The organism is Micromonospora sp. NPDC049900 (genome assembly GCF_044461025.1).
Taxonomy (GTDB): domain Bacteria; phylum Actinomycetota; class Actinomycetes; order Mycobacteriales; family Micromonosporaceae; genus Micromonospora.
Map to the genome: position 1 here is coordinate 762,686 of NZ_JBITKM010000002.1, position 14,851 is coordinate 777,536.

The 14,851-nt window shown below is 73.0% G+C and carries 10 protein-coding genes; 3 read left to right on the plus strand and 7 right to left on the minus strand.

Annotated features, from left to right (window positions below; genetic code table 11):
- Positions 1 to 11 precede the first annotated feature (11 nt).
- Complete coding sequence (locus tag ACIBMZ_RS07920; RefSeq protein WP_396691797.1) at positions 12 to 389, plus strand: PH domain-containing protein; 378 nt, start codon at positions 12 to 14, stop codon at positions 387 to 389.
- Here ACIBMZ_RS07920 and ACIBMZ_RS07925 read toward each other — a convergent pair.
- The gene (locus ACIBMZ_RS07925; RefSeq protein WP_396691798.1) at positions 383 to 1,309 is read right to left on the minus strand and encodes a 2-hydroxyacid dehydrogenase; all 927 of its coding nucleotides are present in this window, start codon (positions 1,307 to 1,309) and stop codon (positions 383 to 385) included. The two genes, ACIBMZ_RS07920 and ACIBMZ_RS07925, sit on opposite strands and share 7 nt — an antisense overlap.
- A 94-nt stretch (positions 1,310 to 1,403) precedes the next feature.
- Here ACIBMZ_RS07925 and ACIBMZ_RS07930 point away from each other — a divergent pair, with 94 nt between their 5' ends.
- Positions 1,404 to 2,567 carry a PQQ-dependent sugar dehydrogenase gene (locus ACIBMZ_RS07930; protein ID WP_396691800.1) on the plus strand — a complete coding sequence of 388 codons (1,164 nt, stop codon included), beginning with the start codon at positions 1,404 to 1,406 and terminating at the stop codon, positions 2,565 to 2,567.
- A 66-nt stretch (positions 2,568 to 2,633) separates the two neighbouring features.
- On the plus strand, positions 2,634 to 4,226 hold the full coding sequence (locus ACIBMZ_RS07935) for a metallophosphoesterase (protein ID WP_396691802.1): 1,593 nt from the start codon (positions 2,634 to 2,636) through the stop codon (positions 4,224 to 4,226).
- 600 nt (positions 4,227 to 4,826) lie between these two features.
- On the opposite strand, the gene ACIBMZ_RS07940 is transcribed toward ACIBMZ_RS07935, so the two are convergent.
- From ACIBMZ_RS07940 to ACIBMZ_RS07965, 6 genes are all read right to left on the minus strand, one after another.
- A complete protein-coding gene (locus ACIBMZ_RS07940; protein ID WP_396691803.1) occupies positions 4,827 to 7,184 on the minus strand; it encodes a transketolase-like TK C-terminal-containing protein in 2,358 nt (785 codons plus the stop codon).
- 126 nt (positions 7,185 to 7,310) lie between these two features.
- Positions 7,311 to 8,804, minus strand: a complete 1,494-nt coding sequence (gatB, locus tag ACIBMZ_RS07945) for an Asp-tRNA(Asn)/Glu-tRNA(Gln) amidotransferase subunit GatB (protein ID WP_396691804.1) — start codon at positions 8,802 to 8,804, stop codon at positions 7,311 to 7,313.
- 97 nt (positions 8,805 to 8,901) lie between these two features.
- Positions 8,902 to 10,077, minus strand: coding sequence for a putative Ig domain-containing protein (locus ACIBMZ_RS07950; RefSeq protein WP_396691805.1), 1,176 nt, complete (start codon positions 10,075 to 10,077; stop codon positions 8,902 to 8,904).
- Positions 10,078 to 10,242: 165 nt separating this feature from the next.
- Entirely contained in the window at positions 10,243 to 11,718 is a 1,476-nt protein-coding gene (gene gatA / locus ACIBMZ_RS07955; RefSeq protein WP_396691806.1) for an Asp-tRNA(Asn)/Glu-tRNA(Gln) amidotransferase subunit GatA, read from the minus strand.
- 73 nt (positions 11,719 to 11,791) lie between these two features.
- A complete protein-coding gene (gatC, locus tag ACIBMZ_RS07960; protein WP_088995614.1) occupies positions 11,792 to 12,097 on the minus strand; it encodes an Asp-tRNA(Asn)/Glu-tRNA(Gln) amidotransferase subunit GatC in 306 nt (101 codons plus the stop codon).
- A gap of 186 nt (positions 12,098 to 12,283) precedes the next feature.
- On the minus strand, positions 12,284 to 14,722 hold the full coding sequence (locus tag ACIBMZ_RS07965; RefSeq protein ID WP_396691807.1) for a putative bifunctional diguanylate cyclase/phosphodiesterase: 2,439 nt from the start codon (positions 14,720 to 14,722) through the stop codon (positions 12,284 to 12,286).
- Between the last annotated feature and the right edge of the window lie 129 nt (positions 14,723 to 14,851).

Sequence of the window (14,851 nt, forward strand, 5' to 3'; positions counted from 1 at the left end):
ATCATCGGGACATGGCTCGCTCCGACACCACCCGGTTCCGGCACAACCAGGCCATCCTGGTGGCCGCGATCGTCGCCACCATCGGTGCCCTGCCGCTGGCCGGCGCCCGTTCCTACCTGCTGCCGGTGCTGCTGGTGCCGCTGGCGGTGGCGGTCTGGGCGTGGCGGGCCGGCACCGACGCCGACCTCGCCGGGCTGCGCCTGCGCGCGCTGGCCGGGCAGCGTCGGATCCCCTGGGACCAGGTGGCCGAGCTGGGTGCCGATCCTCAGGGCCGGGCGGTCGCCCGGCTCGACGACGGTGAGCAGCTCCTGCTGCCGGCCGTCCGCCGGGAGGACCTGCCCCGGCTGGTGGCCGCCGCCGGCCGGGGTGCGCCGGAGACGGCTCAGTAGCCGTCGACCACCACGTTCTCCGGCCGCTCACCGACGGCGAATCGACGGATCTGCGCGCCGACCAGCCGGTAGGCCCGGGGCAGCAGTCCGCGTACCGAGCCGGCCACGTGCGGGGTGATCAGCACGTTGGGCAGCCCCCACAGCGGGTGGTCGGCGGGCAGCGGCTCCGGGTCGGTGACGTCCAGCGCGGCGGAGATCCGACCGGTGGACAGCTCGGCGAGCAGGGCGTCGGTGCGAGCCACCGGCCCTCGCGCAGCGTTCACCAGCAGCGCGCCGTCCGGCATCGCGGCCAGGAACTTCTCGTCGACCAGGCCCCGGGTCCGATCGGTCAGCGGGACCAGCAGCACCACCACGTCGGCGTGCGGCAGCAGCTCGGGCAGCTCGTCGACGCCGTGCACCCCCTGCTCCGCGCGGGCCGTCCGGGCGACCAGCGTGAACTCCACCTCGAAGGGCGCGAGCCGGTCCCGTACGGCGGTGCCGATCGACCCGGCACCGACGATCAGGACCCGCTTGCCGGCCAGCTCGTCGGTGGGCGCCACCTCGTCGTACGCCCACCGCCGCTCGGCCTGGGCGCGGATCATCTCCGGGAAGGCCCGCAGTCGGGACAGGATCGCCGAGACCACCCACTCGGCGGTGGACGGGTCGTGCACACCCCGGGCGTCGCAGAGCATCACGCCGTCCGGCACCCGGCCGGCCCAGGCGTCCGCACCGGCCGAGAGCAGTTGCACCACGGCCAGGTCCGGCAGCTCGTGCGCGAACGGGACGGTCTCCCGGGTGGCGAGGAAGGGCGGCACCCAGAACCGGACACCCGCCACCGACGAGGGCGGTCTCGCCGGGTCCTCCATCGTCTCGACGGTGATCTGCGGCGGCAGCTCACCGAGCAGGGCGTGACCGGACTCGTGCGGGATCCATACCTTCACGCCAGCCGACGATAGACCCGTCGTCCGTACCGCCACCGGGGCGGGGGTCCGCCGACCTCCACGCCGACAGACACAGCGGGCTAGGCTCGGGCGGGTGAGCGCTCCCCCGTACTCTCCGGCCCGTCGGGTCCGCGGGTTCCTCGCGGCCTCCTGCACCGCGCTGCTGCTCGCGGCCTCCGGGTGCAGTCTCGGCGAACCGGAACCGGACCCGGCCGGCGAGCCGCCGAACCTGCCGACCCCGTCGGCCAGCGCCGCGGGCGGCGGCCAGGAGGTGGTCGCCACCGTGCTGGCCCAGGGCCTGCGGGTGCCGTGGGGCATCGCCTTCCTGCCCGACGGCGGGGCCCTGGTCACCGAGCGCGACAGCGGCCGGATCGTCCAGGTCGGCCCGGAGTCGAGCCCGGACGGGCTGAGGATCACCGAGCGGCAGACCGTCGACGACGTGGTCGCCTCCGGCGAGGGCGGCCTGCTGGGCATCGCCGTGTCGCCTCAGTTCGCGCAGGACAACACGGTCTTCGTCTACTACACCGCCGATCGGGACAACCGGATCGCCCGGATGCGGCTGGGCGAGAAGCCCACCCCGATCCTCACCGGCATCCCCAAGGCCGGGGTCCACAACGGGGGCGGCCTGGCCTTCGGCCCGGACGGGCAGCTCTACGCCAGCACCGGCGACGCCGGGGACACCGACCAGTCGCAGGACGTCAAGAAGCTCGGCGGCAAGATCCTGCGGATCACCACCGAGGGCGAGCCCGCCCCGGGCAACCCCTTCCCGGACTCCCCGGTCTGGTCCCTCGGCCACCGCAACGTGCAGGGCATCTCCTGGGTCGGCGACCGGATGTACGCGGTGGAGTTCGGCCAGAACACCTGGGACGAGATCAACCAGGTGACCAAGGGCAAGAACTACGGCTGGCCCGAGGTCGAGGGACGCGGCGGCGACAAGGAGTACGTCGACCCGATCGTGCAGTGGTCCACCGACGAGGCGTCCTGCTCCGGCCTGGCCGCCGGTGAGCGGCTGCTGGCCACCGCCTGCCTGCGCGGGCAGCGCCTCTGGCTGGTCGAGCTGACCGACACCGGCACCGTGCTCGGGCAGCCGCAGGCGCTGCTGACCGGAGAGTACGGGCGGCTACGGGCGATCGCCGCCGCGCCGGACGGCTCGTTCTGGGTGGGCACCTCGAACCACGACGGACGCGGCCGACCCGCACCCGAGGATGATCGCTTGTTGCGGCTTGTTTTCGCAGGTGGCGGCGCCGGGCGAAGCTGAGGCATTCTCGACACGCAGCACCTCGGGTTTGCCAAGATCCTCAGGCGGGCAGGTCAGAATCTCAGCATGGACGATCACGAGAACGAGAAGCCGCACCGCGATCGGGACGGGGACGACCCGACCGGTCGCCCGCGTCGCTTCGTCTCGCCACGGCGCGCCGCCGCCGGTTCGCCCCGCGCCGGGCGGCGCAGTGGGCTGCGCCGGTTGGGTGCCGGCCTGGCGCTGCTGGTCGTCACACTGACCGGGGTACTGCTCGGGGTCCTCGCCGGAGGGCACGTCAACACCGACATCGGCCCGTTCCAGGCCCGACTGTCCGTTTCGCCGGCGGTCAACGGCAGCACCACCGTCGACATCCCACCGCTGGGCGCGCTGCTGCTGGACAGCCACGACGGGCCGACCCGGCTGACCGTGGAACTGGGCGCGTTGGACCAGGGCCGCACCGAGGCCCTGATCGACGACCCGGCAAGCATCAACCGGGCCACCCAGTCGGCCGTAGACGACGTCCAGGAGGGCGTACTGCGGCTCGGGCTGCGGACCGTCGGCGCGACCGTGCTGGCCACGCTGGTGCTGGCGCTGCTGGCGTTCCGGGACACCCGGCGGGCCGCCTGGGCGGGCGCGCTGGCACTGGCGATCAGCGCCGGCAGCCTGGGCACCGCCGCCGCCACCGTCCGGCCGCAGGCGATCGAGGAGCCCACGTACGAGGGGCTGCTGGTCAACGCCCCGGCGATCGTCGGTGACGTCCGCAAGATCGCCAACGACTACGGCCGGTACGCCGAACAGCTCCAGCGGCTCATCGGCAACGTCACCCAGCTCTACACCACCGTGTCGGCCCTGCCGGTGTACGAGCCGGAGCCCGGCACCACGCGGGTGCTGCACATCTCCGACATGCACCTCAACCCGGCCGCCTGGCAGCTCATCCGCACGGTGACCGAGCAGTTCGGCATCGACGTGGTGATCGACACCGGCGACATCACCGACTGGGGCAGCGAGCCGGAGGCCTCCTACGTCGGCTCGATCAGCCTGCTGGAGAAGCCCTACGTCTACATCCGCGGCAACCACGACTCGCCCCGGACCGCCGCGGCGGTGGCCCGGCAGCCGAACGCGATCGTGCTGGACAACACCACCGCGACGGTCGCCGGGCTGACCATCGCCGGCATCGGCGACCCGCGATTCACCCCGGACAAGAGCACCTCACCGGCGAGCGGTGGGCTCAACCAGCCCACCGCCGACGAGCTGATCGCCACCGGGGACAAGCTCGCCGCCACCATCCGCAGCTCCCCCCGACCGGTGAACATCGCGCTGGTGCACGACCCGGCCTCGGCCGGTCCGCTCTCCGGCACCTGCCCGCTGGTGCTCGCCGGGCACACCCACGACCGGCGGGTGAACACGCTGCCCGAGGTGCCGGGCGAGCAGCCGACGACGCTGATGGTGCAGGGCTCCACCGGCGGCGCCGGGCTGCGGGGACTGGAGGGCGAGGAGCCGACCCCGCTGGCGATGACCGTCCTCTACTTCGACCAGGACAAGCAACTCCAGGCGTACGACGACATCACCGTCGGCGGCACCGGCCAGGCGCAGGTGAACCTGGAGCGCACCGTGGTGCAGCCGCCGACGCCGCTGCTGACCCCGCCGATCACCCCCACCCCGACACCGACCCGCTGACGACTACCGCCGGAGAAAGCCCCCCGGCACGCTGAGGCAGGGACCCGGCTCGGGCGCGGGGCTCGATGGTGTCGTCCTCGGCTGCTGTCGAGCTGATCCGCGCATGCTGTCGCGGTTCTCGAACGGTCCGAGAAGCTTCTCTCGGCAGCGGCGGTGAAGAGGGACCGACCCGGCCGGTCGCTGACCGTCGTGAGCGACCTGTCCACGGCGACCCTGCGCGATCCGTCGCGAGGCGACCCGCCGACGGCGGCCTCTGCGATCCGTCGTAGGGCAACCTGTTCACGGCGGGCCTGCGCGATCCGCCGTGAGCGACCTGCCGACACAGCCTGCGCGATCCGTCGACGCTGTCAGCTCGAAAGGGCCCGAACCCCATACCGCGACCTACGCACGCACGCCTACCCCAGCCCGACATGGAGCGACAGATACAGGCACCGACCGGGCTCCGAACCGGCGACACGAGTCCGATTCCCGTCACTCGCTCCAGCGACCCGGGCGCAGGCCCAGGCCCAGGCCCAGGCCCAGGCTCAGGCCAGGCTCAGGCCCAGGGGCCAGCGCCAGCGCCAGCTCTGGCACCGGCACCGGCACCGGCACCGGCCCAGCTCAGCGCAGGGCGAGCGCGGCCAGGGCGGCGTTGACGATGCTGCCCGGCAGCAGGTCGTGCAGCTCGTACAGCTCGGCGACGCTGCCGGACTGGCCGAACTCGTCCACGCCGAGCGGCACCGCCGGCGCACCGACCGCCGACCCGAGCCACGCCATCGCGTGCGAGGCGGCGTCGTGCACGCTGACCACCGGCACCCGGTCGGCGAAGGCGGACCGGAGCGCGCCCGGCACGCTGGGCACGGTGGCGGTGCGTACGCCCTGCCGCAGGGTGCGCTGCCACGCGCGGTAGAGGCGGTCCAGGCTGGTCACGTCCACCACGTGCGCGGCGACGCCCTCGTCGGCCAACTCGGCTGCGGCGGCGAGCACCTCGGGCAGCACCGCGCCCGAGGCGGCCAGTTGCACCGTCGGCGCGTCGGCCAGGTGCGGGTACGCCTGGTGGGCGTCGACCAGCCGGTACGCCCCGGCCAGCACCTGTCGGCGCAGCACCGCGTCACCGAGCCGGGCCCGGGCCGCCTCGAACGGCGCCTGGTCCAGCGGGCGGGTGCTGAGCCGGAAGTAGTACGCCCCGTCCTCGGTCGGCGCGGCGGTCGGCACCGGCTGCGGGGCACCCGCGATGTGCCCGAGCGCGTCGCAGAGCAGCCAGTCCAGGCCGACCGCGTACGCGGGCTCGACGAAGGTCACGCCGGGCAGCGCCAGCCCCACGCTGGCGGTGATGGTCGACTGGTGCGCGCCGCCCTCCGGGGCGAGCGTGATGCCGGACGGGGTGCCGGCGACCACGAACCGGGAACCGGAGTACGTGCCGTACAGGAACGCGTCCAGCCCGCGCAGCACGAACGGGTCGTAGACGGTGCCCACCGGCAGCAACGGCTGGCCGGACAGGTCCCAGGCGAGCCCGAGCTGGCCGAGCAGCAGGAACAGGTTCATCTCGGAGATGCCCAGCTCGATGTGCTGCCCCTCGGGGCTCTCCGTCCAGCGCAGCATCGACTCCGACGCCCAGGAGCGCTGGGCGGTCGGGGCGAACACCCCGGTCCGGTTGATGAACCCGGCCAGGTTGGTCGAGGTGGCCACGTCCGGCGCGGTGGTGACCAGGTACTTCCCCACCTGCTGATCACGGGCCAGGTCGACCAGCACCCGACCGAAGACCTCCTGGGTGGAGATCGGCTTGTTGGCGCGTACGTTCGTGGCCTGCGGGACGGTGACCCCGAGCGCACGCTCGCGGGGCGCGCGGGACAGCGCCTCCCGACGCTGCCCGGCCCGGATGCCGGCCGGGGACGCCGGGTCGAGGCGGTCCCACTCGGTGTCCCGGGTCAGGCCGTGCCCGGCCCGCAACGCGTCGACCTGCTCACCGGAGAGCAACGCCGAGTGGTTGCGCGGATTGCCGGCGATCGGCAGACCCCACCCCTTGACCGTGTACGCGAACACCACGCTCGGCCGGTCGGTCACCGCGTCGCACTGGGCGTACGCGTCGAGCAGCGCCGCCAGGTCGTGCCCGCCCAGGTCGGTGACGAGCGGGCCCAGGTCCTCGTCGGTGATGTCGGCGATGAACGCGGCGATGCCCTCGGGCGCGCCGTCCAGGAACTGCTCGCGCAGCGTCGGCCCGGTCAATCCGAACAGCGACTGGTACTGCTCGTTCGGCATCGCGTCGATCCAGTCGCGCAACGCCGCGCCGCCTGGCCGCTGGTACGCCTCGGCGAGCCGGCGACCGTACTTGACCTCGACCACGTGCCACCCGGCCGCCTCGAACTGGCCCCGCCACTGGTCGATGCGGACGCCGGGGACGACCCGGTCCAGCGACTGCCGGTTGAAGTCGACCACCCACATGACGTTGCCGAGACCGGTGGTGGCCGGGTCGGCGACCGCCTCCCAGATGTTGCCCTCGTCCAGTTCCGCGTCACCGATCAGCGCCACGAACCGGGAGTGCGGGCGCGCCCCGAAGTGCGCGTCGACGTACCGCCGGGTCACCGCAGCGAACAGCGGCGCGGCGGCGCCCAGGCCCACCGAGCCGGTGGAGAAGTCCACACCGTCCGGGTCCTTCGTCCGCGACGGGTACGACTGGAGTCCGCCCCGGGCGCGCAACGTGGTCAGGTACGACCGGTCCAGGTTGCCGAGCAGGTACTGGATGGCGTGGAACACCGGCGAGGCGTGCGGCTTGACCGCGACCCGGTCCTCGGCGTCGAGGTGCGCGAACCACAACGCGGTCATCGCGGTGACCAGGGAGGCGCTGGACGCCTGGTGCCCGCCGACCTTCACCCCGTCCCCGGTGCTGCGGTCGTGGTTGGCCGCGTCCACGATCCGGGTGGCGAGCCAGAGCACCCGGCGCTGGATGTCGTCGAGGACGTCGATGTCGTGCTGGTTCACGATGCGCTCCAGGGGTCCGGCGCGTCGTCGTTGACGCCCGGTCGGGGGACGGGGGGTGGTGGTGCGGATGCAAGGAAGGGACCCTTCCTATACACCAGACGGTAAGAAGGGTCCCTTCCTTACACCTCAGGCGCCGAGGCGCTCCAGGATCAGCTCGCGGACGGTCTTGGCGTCGGCCTGCCCGCGCGTGGTCTTCATGACCGCGCCGACCAGCGCACCGGCCGCGGCGACCTTGCCGCTGCGTACCTTGTCGGCGACGTCGGGGTTGGCGGCGATCGCCTCGTCCACCGCGGCGGTCAGCGCACCGGTGTCGGAGACGACCTCCAGGTTCCGGTTGGTCATGATCTCGGTGGGCGAACCCTCGCCCGCGACCACGCCCTCCAGCACCGTCCGGGCCAGCTTGTCGTTGAGCTTGCCGGCGTCGACCAGACCCTGGAGTTCGGCGACCTGGGCCGGGGTGGCACCCACGTCGGCCAGCTCCACGCCGGTCTCGTTGGCCCGCCGGGACAGCTCGCCCAGCCACCACTTGCGGGCGGCGGCCGGGGTGGCACCGGCGGCGACGGTGGCCTCGATCAGCTCCACCGCACCGGCGTTGAGCACCGACTGCATGTCCGCCTCGGAGAGTCCCCACGCCTCCTGGAGCCGACGCCGGTGCAGCCGGGGCAGCTCCGGCAGCGCCGCCTTCAGCTCGGCCACCCAGGCGGTGTCCGGCGCGAGTGGCACCAGGTCCGGCTCGGGGAAGTAGCGGTAGTCGGTGGCGGTCTCCTTGGACCGGCCGGGGGTGGTGTCGCCGGTGTCCTCGTGGAAGTGCCGGGTCTCCTGGGTGATCCGTCCGCCCGCGTCCAGCACCGACGCCTGCCGCAGCATCTCCGAACGCACCGCCCGCTCGACCGAGCGCAGCGAGTTGACGTTCTTGGTCTCGGTGCGGGTGCCCCACTCCTCGCCGGGCAGGTTCAGCGACGTGTTCACGTCACACCGCAGCGAACCCTCCTCCATCCGCACGTCGGAGACGCCGAGCGAGCGGAGCACGTCGCGCAGCTCGGTGACGTACGCCCGGGCGATCTCGGGGGCGAGCGCGCCGGTGCCGGGGATCGGCTTGGTCACGATCTCCACCAGCGGGATGCCGGCCCGGTTGTAGTCGACGAGCGACTCCGTCGCGCCGTGGATCCGGCCGGTGGCGCCACCGACGTGCAGCGTCTTGCCGGTGTCCTCCTCCAGGTGCACCCGCTCGATGCCGATCCGTACCGTCTCGCCGTTCACCTCGACGTCCAGGTAGCCGTCCACACAGAGCGGTTCGTCGTACTGGCTGATCTGGAAGTTCTTCGGCATGTCGGGGTAGAAGTAGTTCTTCCGGGCGAACCGGCACCACTGCGCGATGGAGCAGTTCAACGCCAGGCCGATCCGGATGGTCGCCTCGATGGCCGCCTTGTTGGCCACCGGCAGCGAGCCGGGCAGGCCCAGGCAGACCGGGCAGACCCGGGTGTTCGGCTCGCCGCCGAAGTCGGTCGGGCAACCGCAGAACATCTTCGTGTTCGTGCCCAGCTCGACGTGGGTCTCCAGGCCGATCACCGGCTCGAATCGCGCGACGACCTCGTCGTACGCGGGCAGCGTCGTGGTCATGAGAACTCCAGCTTTCGGGCGGTGGCCGGCCCGCGCCGGCATCCGGACACAACGCCGCCCAGCCTAGCCGCTCCGCCCGCCTGGCCTCGGTCGGGCGTCACCCCGCGGTGAACCCCTGCCGACGGCGGTACGCCACCACCAGCAGGATGCCGCCGATGCTGAACGCCACGACACCGAGGAGCATCAGCACCAGGGCCGAGTTCTCCCCGGTGACCGGCAGCCAGGCCCCGGTCGTCCGGGACGGCGACGGCGCGGCGGCGGTCGGCGTCGGGCTCTGCGACGGCGTGGTCGGGTACGCGGTCGGCTGTTCGGTGGGGGTCGGCGAGACCGACGGGGTGGCCGTCGGGTCCGGGTAGACGACCAGCGACACCTCCTCGGTGTCACTGGTGGCGGTGCCGGTGGCACGAACGGTGAAGTCGAAGGTGCCGGCGACGGTCGGGGTGCCGCCGAGCACGCCGTCCGCGTCGAGCACGAGCCCGTCCGGCAGCGCCCCGGCGGCCAGCCCGAACCGGATGTCGGAGTCACCCTCGGCGGTGAACCGGAACGAGTACGCCTGCCCGGCCGTGCCGCGCGGCGGCGCGGCCGAGGTGACCACGGCGGCCGGCGTGGCGATCACCAGCGTGACGTCCTGCTGCCCCTGGAAGCCGTTCGCGTCGGTCACCAGCAACGCGAAGCGGTAACGCCCGGCCTGACTCGGGGAACCCGCGAGGACACCGGCCGAGGAGAGCGACAGGCCCGGCGGCAGCGCACCCGACCCCAGCGCGACGGTGTGCCCGGCGGTGCCGCCGGACGCGGTGAACCGGTGCGTCGGATAGACCTGCCCGACGTACCAGGGCGACACCGGCTCCGGCGACGTCACGGTGACGACCGGCTGCACCACGACCACGGTCACCTGGTGGTCGGCGAACTCCCCGCTCGGCGATCCGGTGGCCCGGACGGTGAAGGCGAAGCGGGCGGCCACGGTGGGCGTACCGGTCAGGGTGCCGGACGAGGAGAGCGCCAGACCGGGCGGGATCGCACCGGCGACCAGCGCGAACCGGATCTCGTCGTCACCGGTGGCGGTGAAGGTGTGACCCGGGTACGGCTCGTGGGCGGTCACCCCGGACGGCGGCGGGTCGGAGGTGACGGAGATGGTGACGACCGCCGGATCCACGATCACCGGATCCGCGATCACCGGATCGACGGCGGCAGGTGCTGCGACGACGGGCGCGGCGCTGCCGAACAGCAGCATCGTGAGCACCGAGACAATCGTGATCGGCCGCAGCGTCTTCATCGCAGTTCCAGTCGGCTAGAAGCCCATGCTTGCGTTTCACCAGCGGCTCGGACTCTATCCAACCCGCGCACGTCACCATGCGTTATGAGTCCGAACGGTGACCTCGTGTCACCGGACGGGCCGGGCGACGCGCGGCGGGGCGGTGCGGAACCGCCCCGCACGGCGTCACAACGTCGGCGGCGTGAGAGTGCCGACCGCGCTCTCCAGCGCGGCGGCCACCCGGTACATCCGGTCGTCGGCCATCGTCGGGGCCATCACCTGCAACCCGACCGGCAACCCGTCGGAGAGGCCGCACGGCACCGAGATGCCGGGACCGCCGTACAGGTTGGTCGGGATGGTGAAGAGGTCGGCCAGGTACATCTGGTACGGGTCGGAGGTGCGCGCGCCCAGCGGGAACGCCACGAACGGCGTGGTCGGCGAGATCAGCGCGTCGACCCGCTCGAACGCGGCGGTGAAGTCGCGGGTGATCAGCGTACGGACCTTCTGCGCCTGCCCGTAGTACGCGTCGTAGTAACCCGACGACAGCGCGTACGTGCCGAGCATGATCCGCCGCTTGACCTCGGGGCCGAAGCCGGTCTCCCGGGTCAGCGACATGACCTCCTCCAGCGACCGGTTGCCGTCGTCGCCGATGCGCAGACCGAACCGCACGCCGTCGAAGCGGGCCAGGTTGGAGGAGCACTCACTCGGGGCGATCAGGTAGTAGGCCGGCAGCGCGTACGCGAAGTTCGGGCAGGACACCTCGACGATCTCCGCGCCCAGCTTGGTCAGCGCGTCGACGGCCTCGTTGAAGGCGGCCATCACACCCGGCTCGGCACCCTCGCCGACGAACTCGGAGACGATGCCGAGGCGTACCCCGGTCAGGTCACCGGTCGCACCGAGCTTCGCGGCGGCCACCACGTCCGGCACCGGGGCCGGGATGGAGGTGGAGTCACGCGGGTCGTGGCCGCCGATCGCCTCGTGCAGCAGCGCGGCGTCGAGCACCGTACGCGCGCACGGGCCGGGCGTGTCCAGCGAGGAGGAGAACGCCACCAGGCCGTACCGGGAGGTGCCGCCGTAGGTCGGCTTCGCGCCGACGGTGCCGGTGACCGCGCCCGGCTGGCGGATCGAGCCGCCGGTGTCCGAGCCGATCGCCAGCGGCGCCTCGTACGCGGCCAGTGCCGCCGCGCTGCCGCCGCCGGAGCCGCCCGGGATACGCCCGGTGTCCCACGGGTTGCGGGTCGGCCCGTACGCCGAGTACTCCGTGGAGGAGCCCATCGCGAACTCGTCCATGTTGGTCTTGCCGAGCATCACCGTGCCGGCGGCACGCAGCCGCTCGACGATCGTCGAGTCGTACGGCGGGCGCCAGCCCTCCAGGATCTTCGAACCGACCGTGGTCGGCACGCCCCGGGTGGTCAGCACGTCCTTGACCGCGACCGGCACACCGGCCAGCGGACCCAGTTCCGCTCCGGCGGCCCGCCGGGCGTCCACCTCGCGGGCGGCGGCGAGCGCACCCTCGGTGTCGACGTGCAGGAAGGCGTGCACCCGGTCGTCGACGGCGGCGATCCGGTCCAGGTGCGCCTGGGTCACCTCGACCGCCGAGGTCTCACCGGAGGCGACCAGCCCGGCGATCTCGGTGGCGGTGAGTCTGGTCAGGTCGCTCATGACGCCACTCCGCTCGGCTGCGTAGTGTCATGAGGCACCACGCTGAGTTGATTGTTCGCTCGCTGAAGCTCGCTCACGATGCCACATCCTCGTCCAGGATCCGCGGAACACGGAACCGCTGCTCCTCGGCGTCGGGCGCGCCGGACAGCGCCTCCTCGGGGGTCAGGCACGGCGTCACGACGTCCTCGCGGAGCACGTTGGTCAACGGCACCGAGTGCGAGGTCGGCGGGATGTCCGCGGCGGCGACCTCGCCCACCTGGGCGACCGCCTGGAGGATCACGTCGAGCTGGCCGGCGAAGGTGTCCAGCTCCTCCTCCGTCACGGCGAGCCGCGACAGTCGCGCCAGGTGCGCGACCTCCTCGCGGGAGATGGCGGCCATCGGTGCCCCCTTCGTGGCTGTCCTGCGTCTGCGTACGCCCACCGCGCGGCGTGCGACGCGACGCGCGGTGACCGGAGCGAGTCTATTGTTCCGCGCCCGGCCCGCCGCCCCCGGCTCCCCGGGGCGTCCGGACCGGGGAGCCGGGTACGCGCGGGGCGGGCGACGCGCGGCGGTCCCGCCCTTCGGTCACCGGGGGCTGCGGCGGGGTACGTCCGGCTCCTCGTGGCCACCGATCGGGCGCACCGGCCGGTACCGACCCAGCCAGGCGACCAGTTCCTCGGCCGGCATCGGCCGGGCGTAGAACCAGCCCTGCGCGGCGTCACACCCGGCCGCGTGCAGCATCCGCCAGGTCTTCTCGTCCTCCACGCCCTCGGCCACCACCCGCAGCCCGAGCGCCTTGCCCAGTTCGATCGTGGACCGGACGATCGCGGCGTCGTCGGAGTCCTCGGTCATCCCGAGGACGAAGGACCGGTCGACCTTCACCTCCGACAGCGGCAGCCGACGCAGGTGTTGCAGCGACGAGTAGCCGGTGCCGAAGTCGTCCAGCGCGATGCCGACCCCGATCCGGTGCAACCGGGTGATGGTGGTCAGCACCCGGCGGGGGTCGGCCATCAGCGCGCCCTCGGTGATCTCCAGTTGCAGCCGTTCCGGCGGCACGCCGTAGCGGGTCAACCGGTCGGCGATCTGGTCGGCGATCTCGCCGGTGTGCAGGTCCCGCACGCTGACGTTGAGCGCCGCCCGCAGGCCCAGACCGGCGGCCGACCACTTGGCCAACTGCTCGACCACGTCGTCCACCACCCGGCGGGTGAGCAGGCGCATCACGGCGCTCTGCTCGGCGACCCGGATCAGCTCCTCCGGGTCGACCATGCCCCGGCGGGGGTGCCGCCACCGCAGCAGCGCCTCGACCCCGACCACCTCGCCGGTGGCGATGGCGATCTGCGGCTGGTAGTACATGGTGATCTCGCCCGCGTCCCCGGCCGGATCGCCGCCGGACACCGCACCGGCGGCGGACGGGACCTCGTCACCCGGCCGGTGCGCGCCGACCGGGCCGGACCAGGGCTCGCCGGGGACCACCGCCGGGTCGGCGGGCCGGACGGAACGGCGCAGGATCGGGTCGGCGCCGGTGACGATCCGGGCGATCAGCTCGTCGTCGGACGCGACCACGGGAGGCCGGTGACGACGACGGAACCAGCGGCCAGCGCCGCGCTGCCGCACCACCGGGGTCGCGGTCAACGCGGCCCCGTCCCCGCCCCGCACCACCGGCGCGTCTCCCGACCCGCCGCTCGGCCCGTCCGGCGCGGCGGGCCGGCCCGCCGCGCCCGCGTCCAGCACCCGGCGCAGGTCGGCCAGCAGGCCCAGGCGCTCGGCGGAGTTGTGGTCGGACTCGGCGGTGTAGACGGCGACCGTGTCGTTGCGGTGCTTGGCGTCGTACATCGCCACGTCGGCGTGGCGCATCAGGGTGGCGAAGTCCTCGCCGTGCTCCGGGTACAGCGCGATGCCGATGGAGCCGCCGACGTCCAGCGGCAGCCCGTCCAGCGCCACCGGCTCGGCGAGGACCCGCACCACCTGGTCGGCCAGGGCGCGGGCCTGGGTGACGTCGTCCACCCCGGTCATCACGATGGCGAACTCGTCGCCGCCGAGGCGGACCACCAGGTCCGGCGCCGGCACCAGGTCGGTCAGCCGGGCGCTCACCTCGACCAACAGCCGGTCGCCGACGGCGTGCCCGAGCGCGTCGTTGACGTTCTTGAAGCGGTCCAGGTCGATCAGGAGCAGGGCCAGGCGGGCGCCGGGCTCACCCCGGGCGGCGCGCTCGGCGTGCCGGTGCACCTGCTCGTTGACCTCGCTGAGCAGTGCCTTGCGGTTGGGCAGCCCGGTCAACGGGTCGATGGCGGCGAGTTGGTGCTGTTCGACGGTGAGTCGGGCCATCCGGTAGACCGCGAACAACGGCACCAGCACCAGCGGCACCAGGGCGGCACTGGCCCGCGCAGCGGTGACCAGCACCGGCGCGAGCAGCAGCAGCGACCCGGTGGAGAGCAGCTCGAACGGCAGGCCGTGCCGGGCGTTGGGCCACCACCGCTCGCCGAAGCGCAGCCGGACGGCCGTGGTCACCAGTCCGTAGTTGATCGCGAACCAGGCCACCCCGGCCCCGCCGATGGCGACGATGTCGGTCCACCCCAGACGGCCACCGTCGAAGATGCCGCCCGGCCCGAGTCGGGTGACGGCGTACGCGGCGGCCAGCGCGACGGCGTACTGCCCGGCGTTGAAGGCGACCCGCCAGGGGGCGTGCCGCATCCGGATCCCCGAGACCAGCACCGCGACCGCCTGCACCGCGACCGCCGGGCCGAGACCCCAGCCGAGCAGGATGGCGAAGGTGAAGCAGGTCGACGGGAAGACGGCGGACGAGGAGGGCCGCCGGCCGGGTGGCAGGAACGGACGCGCGTCGCAGGCGACGGCGAGCACGGCCATCGTCCAGAACGCCGCCGGCAGGTCCGGCAGCGTCCCGGCGAACGACACCAGCGGCCCGACGGTGAGGAGTACGGCCACGACCAGCACGAGGCCGACGAAGACCGCGAAGGGCGTGGTGCGCCCGGGCGGGACGAGGTTGCGCGGATCGGGCGGCTCCATCACACCTCCCGCTACGGGCCGCGACGCGTGGGTTCACGCGCCGTGTCCCAATGAAACGCCCCCGACGGCCGGAAACCAGGTACGACAGCCACGAATCGGTCGTAGTCGTAATTAAGTTGGTATCCGGGC

Coding starts and splice junctions, on each gene's coding strand:
- ACIBMZ_RS07935 (WP_396691802.1), top strand. CDS start 2,634: ATGGACGATCACGAGAACGAGAAGCCGCACCGCGATCGGGACGGGGAC.
- ACIBMZ_RS07920 (WP_396691797.1), top strand. CDS start 12: ATGGCTCGCTCCGACACCACCCGGTTCCGGCACAACCAGGCCATCCTG.
- gatC (WP_088995614.1), bottom strand. CDS start 12,097: ATGGCCGCCATCTCCCGCGAGGAGGTCGCGCACCTGGCGCGACTGTCG.
- gatB (WP_396691804.1), bottom strand. CDS start 8,804: ATGACCACGACGCTGCCCGCGTACGACGAGGTCGTCGCGCGATTCGAG.
- ACIBMZ_RS07950 (WP_396691805.1), bottom strand. CDS start 10,077: ATGAAGACGCTGCGGCCGATCACGATTGTCTCGGTGCTCACGATGCTG.
- gatA (WP_396691806.1), bottom strand. CDS start 11,718: ATGAGCGACCTGACCAGACTCACCGCCACCGAGATCGCCGGGCTGGTC.
- ACIBMZ_RS07965 (WP_396691807.1), bottom strand. CDS start 14,722: ATGGAGCCGCCCGATCCGCGCAACCTCGTCCCGCCCGGGCGCACCACG.